This window comes from Sphingopyxis terrae subsp. terrae NBRC 15098 (assembly GCF_001598815.1).
Classification (GTDB): Bacteria; Pseudomonadota; Alphaproteobacteria; order Sphingomonadales; family Sphingomonadaceae; genus Sphingopyxis; species Sphingopyxis terrae.
The window spans coordinates 78,029-95,752 of record NZ_BCZQ01000004.1; the positions used below are offsets into that span (position 1 = coordinate 78,029).

A 17,724-nucleotide genomic window follows, 5' to 3' on the forward strand; every position below is an offset into this window, starting at 1 on the left:
ATCGCAGCGGGGTGAAGATTGACAGCCCCTTGCTCGGTACCGAGCCGCCGCGCGATTGCCGACGTTGCCCGCGCCTTGTCGGGTTGCGTGCCGCCTGTCGCGCCGAGCATCCCGATTGGTGGAATGCCCCCGTCTATGCTTTCGGCGATCCCGATGCGTGGCTCGCCATCGCCGGGCTCGCGCCGGGAAAGCACGGTGCCAACCGCACCGGGCGGCCGTTTACTGGCGATTATGCGGGCGACCTGTTGTTCGAAACGCTCGCCGCCTTCGGGCTCAGCCGCGGCGTCTATGACGGGCGGATCGACGACGGGCTGCGCCTGGACGGAACGATCATCGTCAACAGCGTCAAATGCCTGCCGCCGCAGAACAAGCCGACGCCCGCCGAAATCGCCGCCTGCCGACCCTATTTCGAGGGACAGCTCGCGGCGCTGCCACAGGTCAGGGTGCTGATCGCACTCGGCCGAATTGCGCATGACGCGGCGGTTCAGGCTGTGGGCGGGCGGCTCGCCGCCTATCGGTTTGCGCATGGCGCGGTGCATCGCCTGCCCGACGGGCGCCATCTGGTCGATAGCTATCACTGCTCGCGCTACAACACGAACACCGGGCGACTGACGCCGGCGATGTTCGCCGACGTCTTTCGCACCGCCGTCGCATTGCGCGATCAGACCAGTGGGCGGAATTCGTCGACGACGGCGCGGTAAAGCTGGCGCTTGAACGGGACGATCAGCCGTTCGAGCTCGTCGAGTTCGGCCCAGCGCCAGGCGCGAAATTCCTGATGCCGGGTCGCGATATCGACATCGCTATCCTCGCCCATGAAGCGCATCAGGAACCACGACTGGCGCTGACCGCGATATTTCCCGCCCCACATCTTGCCCATCAGATGGTCGGGCAGGTCGTAGAAATGCTCGGTCTTGCTGCGCGCGATGATATCGACCAGCCCGGCATGGACGCCGGTTTCCTCGCCGAGCTCGCGGATTGCGGCATCTTCGGCATCCTCGCCGGGATCGATGCCGCCTTGCGGCATCTGCCACGCGTCCTCGGCCGAATCGAGTCGCTGGCCGACGAAAACGCGGCCATGGCGATTGGCGAGCATCACCCCGGCGCAGGGGCGATAGGGAAGGGCGCTGGCGTCGATCATGTGGTCGCTTCGGCGACGATCGCCTTGAGGACGGTCAGGTTGCCGCGGATGTCGTCCTTGGCACTCGGGATGCCCTGCGCCAGACAGATATAGCCGTGGATGGTGCCCGCGGCCTCGCGGTAGGTCGTCGGCACCCCGGCGGCGATCAACTTGCCGGCATAGGCGCGGCCCTGATCGCGCAGCGGATCGAGCCCCGCGGTCACAAGCAGGGTCGGCGGCAGGCCGGCGGCGTCGAAATCGATCGGCGATGCGCGGCGATCGGCGGGATCGGCGGCATAATGATCGCCGAACCAGGTCATGCCGCCTTCGGTGAGCAGATAGCCATCCTTGAAATCGCGATAGCTTTGCCAGTCCTGATGCGTCGTGACCGCCGGATAGATCGGATGGATCGCGACCACCGGCTTCGCGGCTGGCGTATCGCGCAGCGCGAGCGCGGTCGCGATGGTCAGATTGCCGCCCGCGCTGTCGCCCGACAGGACCAGCCCGGTGCAAGGAATATTGTCGGCGACCCAGCGCGTCGCCGCTTCGCAATCCTCGGGCGCCGCAGGGAAGGGGTGTTCGGGTGCGAGGCGATAGTCGACGGCGATCACCGGCATGTCGAGCTGACGCGCCGCTTCGGCGCAATAGGGATCGTGCGTGTCGAGATCGCCGATCACCCAGCCGCCGCCATGGTAGAAGACCATGACCGGGCCGGGCTCGCGATCGGGACGGTTGTCATAGATGCGGATCGGAATCTCGCCGGCGGGTCCGGGAATGGTGCGATCCTCGACCTTCGCGATCGTGCCGCGCGGCACGTCGGCCATCTGGCCCATCACGCGCATCATCTCGCGCCCCGCCTCGGGCGGCATCTCTTCCATCTTGGGGCCGTCCTGGGCGTTGAGGAAGGCAAGAAACGCCGCCACATCGGGGCGAACATAAGGAGTCGTGCCGTCGGTCATCCGTCATATCCCTTTGCTATGTTGTTGCCGCTGCTATTCGCCATCGGGCGGCATAATTCAATGGCAATTGGAAACTGATTGCGGCAGGCGCGCGCCGATCCGCTTTGCAGCGCACAAATTTTTCTGAATTGCGGGCGACGAAAGACGGGCCTAGGCCCATTCCGGCAATTCGCAGGACTCTAAAGGCAGAACAGAAAATGGCGACAGTGGTCGAGGACCGGGCCGAAGATCGGCAGTCCCCCCTTTCCGACGCAGTGGTGGTTCGTTTCGCGGGCGACAGCGGCGACGGGATGCAGCTTACCGGTGGTCAGTTCACGCTTTCGACCGCGCTCGCGGGCAATGACCTGGCGACTTTCCCTGATTTTCCGGCCGAAATCCGCGCCCCGCAGGGGACGTTGTTCGGTGTTTCGGCGTTCCAGATCAATTTCGGGTCGAGCGAGATCACGACTGCGGGCGACGCCCCGGACGTGCTCGTCGCGATGAACCCCGCGGCGCTCAAGACCAATGTCGGCGTGCTCAAGCTCGGCGGCCTGATCATCGCCGATGAGGGTGAATTCAACGACCGCAATCTCGCCAAGGCGAAATATGACGCCAACCCGCTCGAGGATGGCAGCCTTGCGAAATGGCAGCTTCTGAAGCTCAACATCAGTCAGGCGACAATGGATGCGGTCAAACCGTTCGGGCTCGGCAACAAGGAAGCGCTGCGCTGCAAGAATATGTGGACGCTCGGCCTTGCGCTGTGGATGTTCGACCGCGACCGCCAGCCGCTGATCGAGTGGCTGAAGGCGAAATTCGCCAAGGATCCCAATCTTGCCGAAGCGAATATCGCGGCGCTCAATGCGGGCCATGCCTATGGCGAAACCGCCGAACTCGCGGGACCGCTCAAGCAGCATCATGTCGCGCCGGCGCCCGCCGAACCCGGCCTCTATCGTACGCTGACCGGCGCCGAGGGCATCGCGCTCGGCCTTGTCGCCGGGGCGCAGCTTGCGCATCTGCCGATGTTCTTCGGCGGCTATCCGATCACGCCCGCATCGGCAATCCTCCACCATCTGTCGCGGCTCAAGGAATATGACGTCACGACCTTTCAGGCCGAGGATGAAATCGCCGCCATCTGTTCGGCGATCGGTGCGAGCTACGCAGGGTCGCTGGGCGTCACCAGCTCGTCGGGACCGGGTATCGCGCTGAAGGGCGAGGCAATGGGCCTCGCGATCATGACCGAACTGCCGCTCGTCATCGTCAATTCGCAGCGTGGCGGCCCGTCGACGGGCCTGCCGACCAAGACCGAACAGTCGGATCTCTATCAGGCTGTCTATGGCCGCAACGGCGATGCGCCGATGCCGGTGATCGCCGCGCGCTCGCCGGGTGACGCGTTCGAATGCGCGATCGAGGCGTGCCGGATCGCGGTCCAATATATGACGCCGGTGATGTTGCTGACCGACGGCTATATCGCCAACGCGGCCGAGCCGTGGAAAGTCCCCGACCTGACCGCCTATGAAGCCTTCCCGGTCGAATTTCTGACCCAGGTACCCGAAGGCGGCTTCAAACCCTATGGCCGCGACGAAAAGCTCGCGCGCCCGTGGGTGAAGCCGGGTACGCCCGACCTGTTGCACCGGATCGGCGGGATCGAGAAAGAGATCGACACCGGTCACATCAATTATGCGCCCGAAAATCACCAGGCGATGACCGACATTCGCAAGGCGAAGATCGACGGGGTCAAGGTTCCCGACCAGATCGTCGAACTCGGCGCCGAGGGCGGCAAGCTTGCGATCGTCGGCTGGGGATCGACCTATGGCCCGATCCATCAGGCGGTGCGCCGCAAGCGCGCCGAAGGGAAGGACGTCAGCCAGATTCACCTGCGCCATATCTGGCCGCTCCCCGCCAATCTGGGCGAATTGCTCAAAAGCTATGACAAGGTGATCGTGCCCGAAATGAACACGGGCCAGCTCAAGACGGTGCTGCGCGACCAGTATCTGGTCGATGCCAAGCCGCTCAACAAGGTGTCGGGCCAGCCCTTCCGGATTGCCGAAATCGAAGCTGCCATCGAGGAGGCGCTCCAGTGAACGAGATGACGACCATCGCCCGCACGACGACGCTCAAGGATTGGGAAACCGATCAGGAAGTGCGCTGGTGCCCCGGCTGCGGCGACTATGCGATCCTGAAGGCGGTGCAGCGCACCCTGCCCGAAATTGGCGCAGTGCCCGAAAGCACCGTGTTCATCAGCGGGATCGGCTGCTCGTCGCGCTTCCCCTATTATGTCGAAAGCTACGGCTTCCATACGATCCATGGCCGTGCGCCGGCGTTCGCGACGGGGCTGAAGCTTGCCAATCCCGAACTCGACGTGTGGATCGTCACCGGCGACGGCGATGGTCTGTCGATCGGCGGCAATCACACGATGCACCTCATCCGGCGGAACCTCGATTGCCAGATCATGCTGTTCAACAACGAGATTTACGGGCTGACCAAGGGGCAATATTCGCCCACCAGCCGCGTCGGCACCAACAGCCCGTCGACCCCGTTCGGCTCGGTCGACCGCCCGGCGCAGCCCTGCGCCTTCGCACTCGGCGCGGGCGCCCGCTTCGTTGCGCGCGGCTTCGATGTGTCGAAGGAACTGCCGAATGTTCTGAAAGCGGCCCATGCGCACAAGGGCGCGGCCTTTATCGAAATCTTCCAGAACTGCATCGTCTATAACAAGGACGTGTTCCAGGATTTCGCCGCGCCGAAGGGCGCTGAAGACCGCCAGCTCTGGCTCCAGAACGGGGAACCGATGCTGTTTGCCAAGGGCGCGAAGGGCATCGCGCTCGATCAGGAGGCGCTGACGCTCAAGGTCGTCGATGTCGTCGATGGCGACTGGCAGGCGGCGGGCGTGATCGTCCACGACGTCACCAACCGCAGCGTCGCGCACATGCTCGTGGAAATGCGCTTCGGCGAATTCCCGATGGCGCTCGGTGTCCTCTACGACGATCCGCGTCCGACTTTCGAAGCCGACGTATGGCGCCAGAACAAGGCGGCGGCTGAGGGCAAGAAGGCCGATCTGCAGAGCCTGCTCAAGAAAGGGCAGACCTGGACGGTCAGCGAAGGCGGGCCCGATCTCTGATCGCTTGCGGTCGATGCGCGCGTCGGCTTTATAGGGGCGCATGGACAATCTGACCCACAGCCTCGTCGGCGCGGTTCTTGGGCAAATGGGGCTCAAGAAAAAGACCGCGCTGGCGATGCCGACGCTGATCCTCGCCGCGAACCTGCCCGACATCGATGCAAGCTGCGCCTTTTATGGCGTCGAATCGCTCGCGATGCGCCGCGGGATCACCCATGGGCCGATCGCGCTGCTTTTGCTGCCGGTCCTGCTGTGGGCGGCGATGATCGCCTTCGACCGCTGGCAGACGCGGCGGGGAACGCGGCCCGCTACAAGGCCGCCCTTGCATCGCGGCTGGTTGCTCGCGCTCGCCTATATCGGGTGCCTCAGCCACCCGGCGCTCGACTGGCTCAACAACTATGGCGTGCGGCTGCTCGAACCGTTCAGCCACCGCTGGTTCTATGGCGATACGCTGTTCATCATCGACCTGTGGATATGGCTGGCGCTCGGCCTGTCGGTCTGGCTGTCGATGCGACGCGAACGGCGCGGGGCGCCTGACTGGCGACGTCCGGCTTGGATCGGTTTCACCGCCGTTTGCGCCTATATCTTAGCCAACGGTGTCATGACGGGGCAGGCCGAGGCGCAGGCGGCCGACCTGCTGCGCCGGAGCGGACAAGGCGGCGCACTGGTCGTCGCGAGCCCGCCGCCGATCGCCTTCTGGCGGCGCGATATCTTTTGGCGCGGGGGCGGGCGCTATGGCAGCGGCGCCTATGCGCTGGGGCAGGGGAGCACGGTGGAGCCGGGGGTTCCGACGGGCATGGACGACATGCGCCTCCGCGCGTGGTTGAAGTCCGATCCGCCCGCGCGCGCCTTCCTGTTCTGGGCACGGATGCCGGTCGCGACGCGCGACGGCGATGCGATCGTCCTGCATGATCAGCGCTATATGCAGCCGCTGGCGCGCGACCAGTTCACGGTGCGCGTGACCGCACCCGATACCGCCAGCTATCCGTGATGGCGCCGCCGACGATCCTGTGGTTTCGCAGCGATCTGCGGCTCGCCGATCAGGCGGCGCTTGTCGCTGCCGCGGCGTCGGGTCCGGTCATTCCCGTCTATATTCTCGACGACGAAACGCCGCGGCATCGGGCGATGGGCGGCGCGTCGCGCTGGTGGCTGCATCACAGCCTCGCGCGGGTCGACGAAAGCCTGCGCGCGCGCGGTTCGCGGTTGATCCTGCGGCGCGGCAAGTGCGAGGACGAACTGGCGAAGATTGCCGGGGAAAGCGGGGCCGGCGCCGTGCATTGCCTCCGTCATTACGAGCCGTGGTGGCGCAATGCCGAGCGCGCGGTCGCGAAGCGCCTCGATCTCATGTGTCACGACGGCAATTACCTCGCGCCGCCGGGATCGGTGAAGACCGGCAGCGGCGGTCTCTATAAAATCTACACCCCCTTCTGGCGCGCGCTGCGCGATCATATGCCGCCGCCTGTGCCCGTGGATGCGCCCGAAGGCCTCGATGCGCCCGACCGCTGGCCGGCGTCGGACCGACTCGACGATTGGAAACTGCTGCCGTCCCGGCCCAATTGGGCGACGGGGTTCGAAGGCGAATGGACGCCGGGCGAAACGGGCGCGCAGGTGCGACTCGGCGCTTTTGCCGAGATCGCTGCGCGTTATGACGAGCAACGGAACCTGCCCGCGATCGAAGGCAGTTCGCGCCTGTCGCCGCATCTTCACTTCGGCGAGATTTCGCCCGCCGCGATCTGGCATGCCGTCGCGGACGCGGGGGGATCGGTCGATGTGTTCCTCGCCGAGATTGGGTGGCGCGACTATGCGCAGACGGTGATCTTGCAATATCCCGATTACGGCGGCCGCAGTGCCCGCGAAGCCTTCGATACCGCGCTGCCCTGGCGGAGTGGCAAGGAGGCCGACGCCGATTTCGCCGCCTGGCAACAGGGACGTACGGGCTATCCGATCGTCGATGCCGGCATGCGGCAGCTCTGGGCAACCGGCTGGATGCACAATCGCGTCCGGATGATCGCCGCGAGCTTCCTCATCAAGCATCTGCTCATCGACTGGCGGCGCGGCGAACAATGGTTTTGGGATACGCTGGTCGATGCCGATTACGCGTCCAATGCGGTGAATTGGCAGTGGGTCGCGGGGTCGGGTGTCGACTCGAACATGTTTCCGCGCATCATGGCGCCGCTCAGTCAGTCGGAGAAATTCGATGCCGCCGCCTATATCCGCCAATGGGTGCCGGAACTGGCCGACATCGGCGAGCCCGCAATCCACGATCCCGACGAATTCGGCCGCCGTCCGCGAAGCTATCCCCCGAAAATCATTGGGCATCGCGAAGCCCGCGCGCGGGCGTTGGCGGCTTATGACGTCATGAAGGCCGACGACAACTGATTGTCATGGCGCAGGTTTTGCGGCAGGGAATGCTAATGAACACCCATGTCAGCCCCCGTCGCGGCAAAGCGCTTCTTCGCGCCGACAGGGCTTTTCGGTCGGGTGGTTTTATCGCGCGCCTCGTCGGCCGCGCCCCGGCGGGGCTGTTCCATCGCCTGCTCGACCGCATCGATGCCGGGCTGGGCAAGGGGACGCTGGAGGGACATCTGCCCGATGGCAGCGTGCGCATCCTGGGCGGACGTGGCAAGGGCCCGACCGCGATCGTTCATCTGAAAAGCTGGTCGGCGCTGGTGCGCCTCGCGATGTCGGGATCGGTCGGTTGGTACCGGGCCTGGGACCTGGGCGAATGGAGTTCGCCCGATCCGGTCCCGCTGTTCGATCTGTTCATGCGCAACGGCGAAACGCTGGGCAATGTCGCGCGCTCGCGCGGGCCGCTGCACTGGATCAATCGCGCCGCCCATATCGTCAACCGCAACAGCCGCAGCGGTTCGAAGCGCAATATTCTGGCGCATTACGATCTGGGCAATGATTTCTACCGGCTGTGGCTCGACAGCGGACTTAATTATTCGAGTGCCTTGTTCACCGACCTTAGCATGACGCTGGAAGAGGCGCAGGAGGTCAAGGTCGATGCGATCCTCGACAGGCTCGACCTGCGGTCGGGGACGCGGCTGCTCGAAATCGGCTGCGGCTGGGGCGCACTCGCCGAACGCGCGGTCGAGCGCCACGATGTTCTCTATACCGGTATCACCCTGTCGCCGTCGCAGGCGGAGGTGGCCGAGGCGCGATTGCAGGCGGTCGATCTTTCGGGGCGTTCGCGTGTCGAAATCTGCGATTATCGGGACGCCAAGGGCCCCTATGACGCGATTGCGAGCGTCGAAATGGTCGAGGCGGTGGGGCAGGCCTATTGGCCCGCCTATCTCGACGCGATCGCGCGGCTGCTCCGCCCCGGCGGCAAGGCGGCGATCCAGTATATCGCGATCAACGACGCGCTGTTCGAACGCTATGCGGCGAGCAGCGACTTCATTCAGGCCTATATTTTCCCCGGCGGTTGCCTGATTTCCGAAAGTCGCTTCCGGGCCTTGGCCGAAGCGCGCGGGCTGACGTGGGGCAATGTGCGCCACTTCGGCGGCGACTATGCCGAAACGCTGCGCCAGTGGCGTGAACGCTTCGACGAGGCGGTGTCGGCGGGGCAACTCCCGGCGGGCTTTGACGAACGCTTCATCCGTCTGTGGCGCTATTATCTGCAATATTGCGAAGGCGGCTTTCGCGGCGGTGGGATCGACGTCGCGCAGGTCACGCTGGAAAAGATCGACGCATAGTCGACTGTAATCGAGTAGAGGGAGAGGGGAATGCGACGACGATTGGCCGCCTTGCTATTGCCCGTGGCGCTGGCCGGCCTTGCCGGCCCCGCCGCGACACAGACCACCGACGCCATGCCAAAGGATCAGAATGTGCTGTTTTGGAGCCAGGATCAACGCGACGCCGCTTTCCGTACGATGGAATCGGTGCCCAAGGTCGTCGTGCACACCATTGCGGCGGGGGGTCCCGTCTATCCGCTGCCCGAAGGACAGCCGCTTGATGTCGGGGTCGACATCGACGCGCATATGGCGCGCCAGCGCAACGCAGGGCTGATCATCGTTCAGGACGGCAAAATCCGGCTCGAAAAATATGCGCTCGGCTATGGTCCTGCGGGACGCTGGACGAGCTTTTCGGTCGCGAAGAGCTTTACCTCGACGCTCGTCGGCGCGGCGGTGAAGGACGGCTATATCAAGAGCCTCGACGACAAGGTGACGCAGTATATCCCCGGACTGCGCGGTTCGGCCTATGACGACGTCAGCGTGCGCCAGCTTCTCACGATGACCTCGGGCGTGCGCTGGAATGAGGATTATACCGATCCCAAATCGGACGTGGCGCAGTTCAATCTGCAAAAGCCCATCGCGGGCGAGGATATTACCGTCAGCTATATGAAGACCTTGCCGCGCGAGGCGCCCGCGGGGTCGAAATGGGTCTACAAGACCGGCGAGACCAATTTGATCGGCGTCCTCGTGTCGAGTGCGACGGGCAAGACACTCTCATCCTATCTGTCCGAAAAGATATGGAAGCCGTTCGGCATGGATCAGGACGCCGTCTGGATGCTCGGCCCGACGGGGCACGAGATCAGCGGTTGCTGCGTATCGGCCAGCCTGCGCGATTATGCCCGTTTCGGTCTGTTCATTCTCGGCGGCGGCGTGGCTGGCGGGGAGAAAGTTCTGCCCGATGACTGGCTCGCCGCCGCGACGACCAAGCAGGCCGCGATCGATCAGCCGGGGCGCGGCTACGGGTATCAATGGTGGACCAACGACGACGGCAGCTTCGCCGCGCAGGGCATCTTCGGGCAGGGCATCTTCATCGACCCCAAACGACGGCTCGTCATCGCATCGAACGGCAACTGGCCGACCGCAACCGACCCCGAAGGCGTGGGCGCGGCGCGCGAGGCCTTTTACAAGGCGGTGCAGGCTGCGGTCGACCGGGAAAGCAGCCGCTGATTTTTTGATGCGTCTAGCGCCACAGTGCCGTTCAGACGACCGGCGTAGCGGTAGCGCGCTGAGCGAGCCAGGCGGCTACAACCGGGATCAGGACGCCCAGCGCCATCACCCACCAGGCATCAGCCAAGGTGATCGAACGATAGATGGCTGCGCCCAGAATCGCTCCGGCAACAACCCAGCCGGCGCCGGTGCCGTCCGAAATGCGCATCGCGAGCCAGCTTCCGGCGAAGGTGCCGACGAACCAGCCGACGAGCAACGCAATTGTCGCGCCGAGCGGGATCAGGATTTCGCCGGTGTCGAGGTCATAGACTTCGGGAGCGAATTCGCCGCCCGCATATTGGGCGATCCACAACAGGCCGAAGGCAACCGCAATGCCGATAACCGCCGCGACCGCGGAACGTAGAATATTGCCGCCCATTTTCATGCCCTTGCTTGTCGAAACGCTTGAGAGCGCGTGATAGCCCGGGAAAGCAAATATCGCGTTAAGCCTCTGCCATCACCTTCGGCAGCGCGTGATAGGCGGTGCTGTCGAAGCCATCGACCATCATCCGGGCGACGAATTCGCCGACGACTGCCGGATCCTTGATGCTCTGCGGGTCTTCGCCGGGATAGGCGCGTGCGCGCATCTGGGTGCGCGTGCCGCCGGGGTCGAGAATTGCGGTGCGGACGTTCGAGATATTGCGCATTTCGGCGCCATAGCTCGACACCAGCACCTCAAACGCCGCCTTCGACGCGGCGTAGGCGCCCCAATAGGCGCGCGGCGTTCGTGCAACGCCGGTCGATAGCGCGACGAGGCGCCCTGCGGGCGCGCGGCGCAGCAGCGGATCGAAATTGGCGATCAGCGCCTGCTGCGCGACAAGATTGAGCGTCAGCAGCTTGTTGAATTCCTTGCTGTCGATCGCGCCAACCGGGGTCAGCGTGCCGAGCATCGCGGCATTGAGCACGAGCATGTCGAGTTGCTGCCACCGTTCGGCGATCGCGCTCGCCAGCCGGGCGATGCTGTCGCCGTCGGTCAGGTCGAGCGGCGCAATGGTCGCGCTGCCGCCCGCATCGTGGATGCGGTCTTCCAGTTCCTCGAGCCCGCCCGCGGTGCGGGCGGTGATCACGACATGCGCGCCGCGTCGTGCGAGCGATTCGGCGATCGCAGCGCCGATGCCGCGGCTCGCGCCGGTGACGAGCGCCGTCTGTCCCGCCAGTTCTTCAGAATTCATCGTCATTTCGTCAGACAACCCGTTCGGCAAGCAGCGAAAACTGATCTTCCAGGCTGTTCTCGTCGAAATCGGTCAGCGTGGTCGGATAATCGCCCGTGAAGCAGGCGTCGCAATATTGCGGACAATCATCGGTGCGCCGCGCCTCGCCCAGCGCGCGGTACAGGCCGTCGATGGTCAGGAAGGACAGGCTGTCGGCATTAATGAAATTGGCCATCTGGCCGACCGTCATCTGCGCCGCGAGCAGCTTGGCGCGTTCGGGCGTATCGACGCCGTAGAAGCAGCTATGCGACGTCGGCGGGCTGGCGATGCGCATATGCACTTCGGCGGCCCCCGCGTCGCGCATCATCTGAACGATCTTAAGGCTGGTCGTGCCGCGCACGATCGAATCGTCGATCAGCACGATCCGCTTGCCGGCGATCAGCGCGCGATTGGCATTGTGCTTCAGCTTGACGCCGAGATGGCGAACCTTGTCGCCCGGCTGAATGAAGGTACGGCCGACATAGTGCGAACGGATGATGCCGAGCTCGAAGGGAATGCCCGATTCCTGCGCATAGCCGATCGCCGCGGGGGTTCCCGAATCGGGGACCGGGATGACGAGATCGGCATCGACCGGATTTTCGCGCGCCAGTTCGGCGCCGATCGCCTTGCGCACCGAATAGACGCTGGTGCCGTCGACGATCGAATCGGGGCGCGAGAAATAGACATATTCGAAGATGCACGGCCGTGCCGCGCGATCGGCGAAGGGGCGGTGCGACGAAAGCTGGCCGTCGCGGATGATCACAAGTTCGCCGGGATCGACCGAGCGGACGAATTCGGCGCCGACGACGTCGAGCGCCACGGTTTCGGACGCGAGGATGTACGCATCGCCCAGCTTGCCGATGACCAGCGGACGAATGCCGAGCGGATCGCGGCAGCCGATCATGCCTTCCGCGGTCAGGCAGATCAGCGAATAGGCGCCCTCGACCTGTTTCAGCGCGTCGATGAAGCGATCGAGCAGGGTGCGATAGTTGGACGTGGCGACGAGGTGGATGATGACCTCGGTATCGCTCGTCGACTGAAAGATCGATCCGCGGCGCACCAATATCTTGCGCAGCGCCATCGCGTTGGAAATATTGCCGTTATGCGCGACTGCAAAGCCGCCGGTGGCCAGGTCGGCGAACAGCGGCTGGACATTGCGCAGCGCCGTCTCGCCGGTGGTTGAGTAGCGGACATGGCCGATCGCCGACGCGCCCGCGAGCTGGCGGATGATGTCGTCGCGGTCGAAATTGCCCGCAACATGCCCCATCGCGCGGTGGGTATGGAAATCCTTGCCATCGAAGGCGGTGATGCCCGCGGCTTCCTGACCGCGGTGCTGCAGGGCGTGAAGCCCCAGCGCCGCAACCGCAGCGGCACTTTCGGCGCCGTGAATACCAAAGACGCCGCACTCCTCGCGGAGCTTGTCGTCGTCAAAAGGATGGGTCGTCAGCATGTCAATCCAGGGGCAGGGGGCTGGGACTGCCGCGCATATAGGAGTGCCGAACCCAAATGTCGCCCCCCATATTTGACCTTTTGATGTCAACCCCACCCGCGCGGGGGGTGACAGCCGCTCTCGACCTGCTCTAAGGCGCGGACCATGGATGCTTCGCGCGACACCACCGACCGTTTCCTGCCGCGTTTCGACGCCGCCGGGCTGGTGACCGCCATCGTGACCGAAGCCGACAGCGGCGCGCTGCTGATGGTCGCGCATATGAATGCCGACGCGATCGCGCTGACGCAGGAGACGGGGCAGGCGCATTTCTGGTCGCGGTCGCGGGCCGCGCTGTGGCGCAAAGGCGAAACCTCGGGCAACGGACTGACGGTCGTCGAAATGCGCGTCGACTGCGATCAGGATGCGCTGCTCTTGCGCGTGAAGCCCGCCGGTCCGGCCTGTCACACAGGTCGCCGATCCTGCTTTTATCGCCGGATCGAGTGCGACGGCAGCCTGACCTTCCTCGATACCGATGCCTAGCCCACGCGTTGCGTACCTCCTCGTCGCGGTTCTGCTGCTCGTCGGCGGCTGCGACCGGGCGAAGCGCGACGGCGCCGATGCCGCGATCGATACGCGCAATCCGTTGGAAATCGCGGCGCGCAAACGCGGAGTGGTACGCGCCGATGCAAGCGATCCGACCGGCCTGTTCGAACGCACGCACGAGCTTGGGCGCGATGCGATGTGCGTTGTCCCTGACGGCGCCGGGCAGTGGCGCTTTGCGGTGAGCGCGTCGTTCGGTCCCGGCCTGTCGTGCAATGCGCGCGGCACCATCGTCCGCGACGGGGATGACTGGCGGATGCGCTTCGCCGGGGTCGAGGGATGCGAGGCACTTGTCCACGAAGAGGATGACGAACTGCGCCTGCCCGGACGCCTGCCGTCGCAATGCGACAGCCTGTGCCCGTCGCGCGCGTCGCTCTCGGGCCTGCGCCTGCCGCGGGCGAGCTGGTCGGCGGACGATGCAAAGGGCTTGCAGTTGCGCGATGGACGCGGCAATATGGTCCGGCCTTGCGGATCGCCGTAAGCGGCGCTTTTCCTTATCTCCGACGGCCTTGACGTTCACGTCAACGGAAACTAGTCTTTCGGGATGACCGAAGAATACGGCCACGCCCATATCGACACGCCCGATCATCTGGGGCGCGAGCAATACAGCATCACCGATCTGTCGACCGAATTCGGCGTCACCGCGCGTGCGCTTCGGTTCTACGAGGACGAAGGGCTGATCAGCCCCTCGCGCAAGGGGCTGTCGCGTATTTATTCGAAACGCGACCGCGCCCGGCTGGCCTGGATTCTGCGTGCCAAGCGCACCGGATTTAGCCTGGCCGACATTCGCGAGATGATCGACCTTTACGACGTCGGCGACGGCCGCAAGCTCCAGCGCCAGGTCACGGTCGAAAAATGCGAGGAGCGCATCGCGCTGCTCCAGCGTCAGCGCGATGACATCGACAGCGCCGTCGAGGAACTGACACGTTTCATCGATATGGTGAAAAAGGTCGACGCTGGCGAAAAAGTCGGCTGAGCTTCGGCAACCAGAACCTCCCCGGGCAAGTTTGATTGCCAACACCTGATTTATCGGAAAGATTTCGCATGCCTGTCTATCGCGCCCCGATCCAAGATACGCTGTTCCAGCTCAATGATGTCCTCGGCATCGATCGCTATGCCGACCTGCCGGGCTTCGCCAATGCGTCGCCCGATATGGTCGAAGCGGTGCTGACCGAGGCCGGCAAATTCTGCGAAGAGGTGCTGTTCCCGATCAACCGATCGGGCGACCTCGAAGGCTGCACGCGTCATGAAGACGGTTCGGTCACCACGCCCGAGGGGTTCAAGGAAGCGTATAAGGCCTATTGCGAGGCGGGCTGGACGCTGCTCAACCAGCCCGAAGAATTCGGCGGCCAGGGATTGCCCCATGTCCTCGGCTTTCCGGTCGAGGAATATCGGATGGCGGCGAACCAGGCCTTTGCCATGTATCCGGGGCTGACGCAGGCGGCGGTCTCGGCGTTGCTGGTCAAGGGGTCGGACGAGCAGAAGAGGCTCTATGTCCCCAAGATGGTGTCGGGCGAATGGGGCGGCACGATGAACCTGACCGAACCGCAGTGCGGCACCGATCTTGGCCTGATCCGCACCCGCGCGGTGCCGAACGGCGACGGCAGCTATTCGATCACGGGGACGAAGATTTTCATCTCGTCGGGTGAGCATGACCTCACCGACAATATTATCCACCTTGTGCTGGCAAAGACCCCTGACGCACCCGACAGCGTCAAGGGAATCTCGCTGTTCATCGTCCCAAAATATCTGGTGAACGACGACGGCTCGCTCGGTGAGCGCAACACGCTGTCGTGCGGGTCGATCGAGCACAAGATGGGCATCCACGCCAATGCGACCTGCGTGATGAACTATGACGGCGCAAAAGGCTGGATGGTCGGCGAGGAGAACAAGGGCCTTGCCGCGATGTTCGTGATGATGAACGCCGCGCGGCTCGGCGTCGGCATACAGGGGTTGGGTCAGGCCGACATAGCCTATCAGAATGCCGTGCAATATGCGCAGGACCGCCGGCAGGGCCGGGCGCTGACCGGGCCGCAGGATCCCGCCCAGAAGGCCGACCCGCTGTTCGTCCATCCAGACGTGCGCCGCATGCTGATGGATGGCAAGGCGGTGGTTGAGGGGCTGCGCGGCCTGTGTCTCTGGGGCGCGCTGCAGGTCGATCTGGCGCATGGCGCCGCGTCCGAAGAGGAGCGGCAGCAGGCCGACGATCTCGTCAGCCTGCTGACCCCGGTGATCAAGGGCTATGGCACCGACAAGGGCTATGACGTCGCGACCAACGCGCAGCAGGTGTTCGGCGGCCACGGCTACATCGAAGAGCAGGGCATGAGCCAATATGTCCGCGATGCCCGTATCACGATGATCTACGAAGGTGCCAACGGCGTGCAGGCGATGGACCTCGTCGGCCGCAAGCTCGCGCAGAATGGCGGCCGTGCCATCCAGGCCTTTTTCGCGATCGTCGACGCCGAATGTGCGGCGGCGAAGGACAAGCCGGCTTTCGCCGATTTTGCGGGGCAACTCGAAAAGGCCAATGGCGAACTCAAGGCCGCGACGATGTGGTTCATGGCAAATGGCATGACCAACCCCAATAATGTCGGCGCGGGCGCGCATCATTATATGCACATCATGGGTATCGTCGCGCTGGGCCTCATGTGGCTGCGCATGGCCGAAGCGGCACAGAAGGCGCTCGACGAAGGGCGCGGGAACAAGGCGTTCCTCGAAGCCAAGCTCGTTACCGCGCGGCATTTCGGCGAACGCTTCATCCCCGATGCGGGCGCGTTGCGCCGCAAGATCGAGGCCGGCAGCGAAGCGATGATGGCGCTGACGCCCGATCAATTCTTCGCCGCCTGACGTGCAGGCTCGCAACCATCGCCGCCGCCCGTGCGTGTAGGCGGCGATGAGCGAGGATGCGCTGACCCCGATCGTTGAGGAAGGCCGCAATTGCTGGCGGATCGAACGCGCCAACAAGGCGCGGATGATCGTCGATGCGGCCGACTATTACGCGCTGCTCGTCCGGCTGATGGAGCGCGCGAAAGAGCGCATCCTGCTGATCGGCTGGGATTTCGACCCGCGGATTGCCCTGACGCCCGACGATGCGGGCAAGGGCGAATCGCTGGGGCATTTTCTGCTGCGTCTGGCCCATGCGAAGCCCGACCGCGATATCGACATTCTTCGCTGGAATTTCGGCGGTCTGAAACAGTTTCTCATGCCGCGCATCGTCTCGATGGTGCTGCGCTGGAAGGTGACGCGCTCGATCAGCTTCCGGCTCGACAGCGCGCACCCCACTGGATGCAGCCACCACCAGAAGGTCGCGGTGTTCGACGATCATCTGGCGGTGTGCGGCGGTATCGACGTGTCCTCGTCGCGCTGGGATACGCGGGGCCACCGCGACGGCGATCCGCGGCGCACCAATCCCGACGGCCAGCCCTATATGCCGTGGCACGATTCGACGATGATCCTGGCCGGGCCGGTCGGCGAAGCGCTTGCCGATCTGGGCAACGAACGGTGGCAGCGCGCAACGAACAAGCAATTGCGCGACGTAAAGGGCGACGGCGAAAACTGGCCCGAAAATCTCGAACCCGATTTTACGAACGTCGATGTCGCAATATCGCGCACGCGCGCCGAATATGACGGCTATCCCGAAATTCGCGAGATTGAGCAGCTCTATCTCGACATGATCGCCGCGGCGAAGCGCTTCATCTATTTCGAAAATCAATATTTTACCTCGGCCAAGATCGCAGCGGCGATTGCCGAGCGGCTGGACGAGGACGATCCGCCCGAAGTCGTCATGGTGATGCCGCGTACCGCCGACGGTTGGCTCGAACAGATGGCGATGGACGCGGCGCGCGTGAAGCTGGTGCGCGCGATCGCCAAGGCGCGGCACGGCGACCGCCTGCGCGTCTATGTCCCGCACACGGCGGGCGGCGACCCGATCTATGTTCATGCAAAGACTGCGGTCGTAGACGATCGCCTGCTGCGTATCGGATCGTCGAACATGAACAATCGCTCGCTGGGGCTCGACAGCGAATGCGATGTGACGATCGATGCTGCTTTGCCCGCGAACCGCGGCGTGGAGCCGACGATCAGGGCACTGCGCGAATCGCTGATCGGCGAGCATCTGGACGTCGATCCGGCCGATGTCGGCCGCCTTTATGAAACAACGGGGTCGCTCATCGATGCGATCGAGGCGCTGCGCGGACCGGGCCGCTCGCTCGAGTTACTCGATCTCGTCGAGCCCGGGCCGTTTGACGATTACATCGCCGAGCATGAACTGCTCGATCCCGAAAATCCCGACGCGATGTTCGAAGGGATCGCCGAGCGCGGGCTGCGCCGGAGCTGGCACCGCGGCAAAGCCTGGATGAAGCGTCACCGCCCGTTCCGGCGGAGATGATAGCGCGG

Annotated in this window: 17 protein-coding genes; 12 read left to right on the forward strand and 5 right to left on the reverse strand. The window is 64.4% G+C overall.

From position 1 onward, the window contains the following. The first annotated feature begins 11 nt into the window (after positions 1-11). Entirely contained in the window at positions 12-701 is a 690-nt protein-coding gene (locus STE01S_RS03115; protein ID WP_062764768.1) for a uracil-DNA glycosylase, read from the forward strand. Here the strand turns inward: STE01S_RS03115 and STE01S_RS03120 are convergent. Together STE01S_RS03120 and STE01S_RS03125 are read right to left on the reverse strand one after the other, a co-directional pair. Continuing rightward, the gene (locus tag STE01S_RS03120; RefSeq protein WP_062764771.1) at positions 662-1,138 is read right to left on the reverse strand and encodes an RNA pyrophosphohydrolase; all 477 of its coding nucleotides are present in this window, start codon (positions 1,136-1,138) and stop codon (positions 662-664) included. The two genes, STE01S_RS03115 and STE01S_RS03120, sit on opposite strands and share 40 nt — an antisense overlap. Beyond that, on the reverse strand, positions 1,135-2,076 hold the full coding sequence (locus tag STE01S_RS03125; protein ID WP_062764774.1) for an alpha/beta hydrolase: 942 nt from the start codon (positions 2,074-2,076) through the stop codon (positions 1,135-1,137). The genes STE01S_RS03120 and STE01S_RS03125 overlap by 4 nt, the downstream gene beginning before the upstream one ends. Positions 2,077-2,273: 197 nt before the next feature. Here STE01S_RS03125 and STE01S_RS03130 point away from each other — a divergent pair, with 197 nt between their 5' ends. Genes STE01S_RS03130 through STE01S_RS03155 form a run of 6 tightly spaced genes read left to right on the forward strand, consistent with a single transcriptional unit; the run spans position 2,274 to position 10,071 of the window. Beyond that, positions 2,274-4,136, forward strand: coding sequence for a 2-oxoacid:acceptor oxidoreductase subunit alpha (locus STE01S_RS03130; protein ID WP_003051329.1), 1,863 nt, complete (start codon positions 2,274-2,276; stop codon positions 4,134-4,136). After that, positions 4,133-5,170 (forward strand): 2-oxoacid:ferredoxin oxidoreductase subunit beta, encoded by a 1,038-nt coding sequence (locus STE01S_RS03135; protein WP_003051331.1) that lies wholly within the window; start codon positions 4,133-4,135, stop codon positions 5,168-5,170. The genes STE01S_RS03130 and STE01S_RS03135 overlap by 4 nt, the downstream gene beginning before the upstream one ends. Before the next feature lie 40 nt (positions 5,171-5,210). Further along, positions 5,211-6,158 carry a metal-dependent hydrolase gene (locus STE01S_RS03140; RefSeq protein ID WP_062764777.1) on the forward strand — a complete coding sequence of 316 codons (948 nt, stop codon included), beginning with the start codon at positions 5,211-5,213 and terminating at the stop codon, positions 6,156-6,158. Then, on the forward strand, positions 6,158-7,546 hold the full coding sequence (locus STE01S_RS03145) for a cryptochrome/photolyase family protein (RefSeq protein WP_062764780.1): 1,389 nt from the start codon (positions 6,158-6,160) through the stop codon (positions 7,544-7,546). Before STE01S_RS03140 ends, STE01S_RS03145 begins: the two co-directional genes overlap by 1 nt. 35 nt (positions 7,547-7,581) lie before the next feature. Beyond that, positions 7,582-8,865: an SAM-dependent methyltransferase gene (locus tag STE01S_RS03150; RefSeq protein ID WP_062764783.1), complete on the forward strand. Its 1,284-nt coding sequence runs from the start codon at positions 7,582-7,584 to the stop codon at positions 8,863-8,865. Positions 8,866-8,895: 30 nt separating this feature from the next. Further along, positions 8,896-10,071 carry a serine hydrolase domain-containing protein gene (locus STE01S_RS03155; protein ID WP_062764786.1) on the forward strand — a complete coding sequence of 392 codons (1,176 nt, stop codon included), beginning with the start codon at positions 8,896-8,898 and terminating at the stop codon, positions 10,069-10,071. A 31-nt stretch (positions 10,072-10,102) separates the two neighbouring features. Here STE01S_RS03155 and STE01S_RS03160 read toward each other — a convergent pair whose 3' ends face one another. The 3 genes from STE01S_RS03160 to purF are packed head-to-tail and all read right to left on the reverse strand — an operon-like array spanning position 10,103 to position 12,750. Beyond that, the gene (locus STE01S_RS03160; RefSeq protein WP_062764789.1) at positions 10,103-10,495 is read right to left on the reverse strand and encodes a hypothetical protein; all 393 of its coding nucleotides are present in this window, start codon (positions 10,493-10,495) and stop codon (positions 10,103-10,105) included. Between the two features lie 58 nt (positions 10,496-10,553). After that, complete coding sequence (locus STE01S_RS03165) at positions 10,554-11,282, reverse strand: SDR family NAD(P)-dependent oxidoreductase (RefSeq protein WP_062765134.1); 729 nt, start codon at positions 11,280-11,282, stop codon at positions 10,554-10,556. A 10-nt stretch (positions 11,283-11,292) separates the two neighbouring features. Beyond that, entirely contained in the window at positions 11,293-12,750 is a 1,458-nt protein-coding gene (gene purF, locus STE01S_RS03170) for an amidophosphoribosyltransferase (protein ID WP_062764792.1), read from the reverse strand. 144 nt (positions 12,751-12,894) lie between these two features. Here purF and hisI point away from each other — a divergent pair, with 144 nt between their 5' ends. The 5 genes from hisI to STE01S_RS03195 all read left to right on the forward strand — a co-directional run bounded on the left by hisI (position 12,895) and on the right by STE01S_RS03195 (position 17,716). Next, positions 12,895-13,269, forward strand: a complete 375-nt coding sequence (hisI, locus tag STE01S_RS03175; RefSeq protein WP_062764795.1) for a phosphoribosyl-AMP cyclohydrolase — start codon at positions 12,895-12,897, stop codon at positions 13,267-13,269. Further along, a complete protein-coding gene (locus STE01S_RS03180) occupies positions 13,262-13,810 on the forward strand; it encodes a hypothetical protein (RefSeq protein WP_062764797.1) in 549 nt (182 codons plus the stop codon). The genes hisI and STE01S_RS03180 overlap by 8 nt, the downstream gene beginning before the upstream one ends. Before the next feature lie 63 nt (positions 13,811-13,873). Continuing rightward, complete coding sequence (locus tag STE01S_RS03185) at positions 13,874-14,305, forward strand: MerR family transcriptional regulator (RefSeq protein WP_003051357.1); 432 nt, start codon at positions 13,874-13,876, stop codon at positions 14,303-14,305. A gap of 68 nt (positions 14,306-14,373) precedes the next feature. Continuing rightward, positions 14,374-16,176: an acyl-CoA dehydrogenase C-terminal domain-containing protein gene (locus tag STE01S_RS03190; RefSeq protein ID WP_058811691.1), complete on the forward strand. Its 1,803-nt coding sequence runs from the start codon at positions 14,374-14,376 to the stop codon at positions 16,174-16,176. A gap of 46 nt (positions 16,177-16,222) precedes the next feature. Beyond that, a complete protein-coding gene (locus STE01S_RS03195; protein WP_062764800.1) occupies positions 16,223-17,716 on the forward strand; it encodes a phospholipase D-like domain-containing protein in 1,494 nt (497 codons plus the stop codon). Positions 17,717-17,724 lie beyond the last annotated feature (8 nt).

Coding starts and splice junctions, on each gene's coding strand:
- STE01S_RS03150 (WP_062764783.1), top strand. CDS start 7,582: ATGAACACCCATGTCAGCCCCCGTCGCGGCAAAGCGCTTCTTCGCGCC.
- hisI (WP_062764795.1), top strand. CDS start 12,895: ATGGATGCTTCGCGCGACACCACCGACCGTTTCCTGCCGCGTTTCGAC.
- STE01S_RS03145 (WP_062764780.1), top strand. CDS start 6,158: ATGGCGCCGCCGACGATCCTGTGGTTTCGCAGCGATCTGCGGCTCGCC.
- STE01S_RS03180 (WP_062764797.1), top strand. CDS start 13,262: ATGCCTAGCCCACGCGTTGCGTACCTCCTCGTCGCGGTTCTGCTGCTC.
- STE01S_RS03140 (WP_062764777.1), top strand. CDS start 5,211: ATGGACAATCTGACCCACAGCCTCGTCGGCGCGGTTCTTGGGCAAATG.
- STE01S_RS03165 (WP_062765134.1), bottom strand. CDS start 11,282: ATGAATTCTGAAGAACTGGCGGGACAGACGGCGCTCGTCACCGGCGCG.
- STE01S_RS03125 (WP_062764774.1), bottom strand. CDS start 2,076: ATGACCGACGGCACGACTCCTTATGTTCGCCCCGATGTGGCGGCGTTT.
- STE01S_RS03120 (WP_062764771.1), bottom strand. CDS start 1,138: ATGATCGACGCCAGCGCCCTTCCCTATCGCCCCTGCGCCGGGGTGATG.
- STE01S_RS03195 (WP_062764800.1), top strand. CDS start 16,223: ATGAGCGAGGATGCGCTGACCCCGATCGTTGAGGAAGGCCGCAATTGC.
- STE01S_RS03130 (WP_003051329.1), top strand. CDS start 2,274: ATGGCGACAGTGGTCGAGGACCGGGCCGAAGATCGGCAGTCCCCCCTT.
- purF (WP_062764792.1), bottom strand. CDS start 12,750: ATGCTGACGACCCATCCTTTTGACGACGACAAGCTCCGCGAGGAGTGC.
- STE01S_RS03160 (WP_062764789.1), bottom strand. CDS start 10,495: ATGAAAATGGGCGGCAATATTCTACGTTCCGCGGTCGCGGCGGTTATC.
- STE01S_RS03155 (WP_062764786.1), top strand. CDS start 8,896: ATGCGACGACGATTGGCCGCCTTGCTATTGCCCGTGGCGCTGGCCGGC.
- STE01S_RS03190 (WP_058811691.1), top strand. CDS start 14,374: ATGCCTGTCTATCGCGCCCCGATCCAAGATACGCTGTTCCAGCTCAAT.
- STE01S_RS03185 (WP_003051357.1), top strand. CDS start 13,874: ATGACCGAAGAATACGGCCACGCCCATATCGACACGCCCGATCATCTG.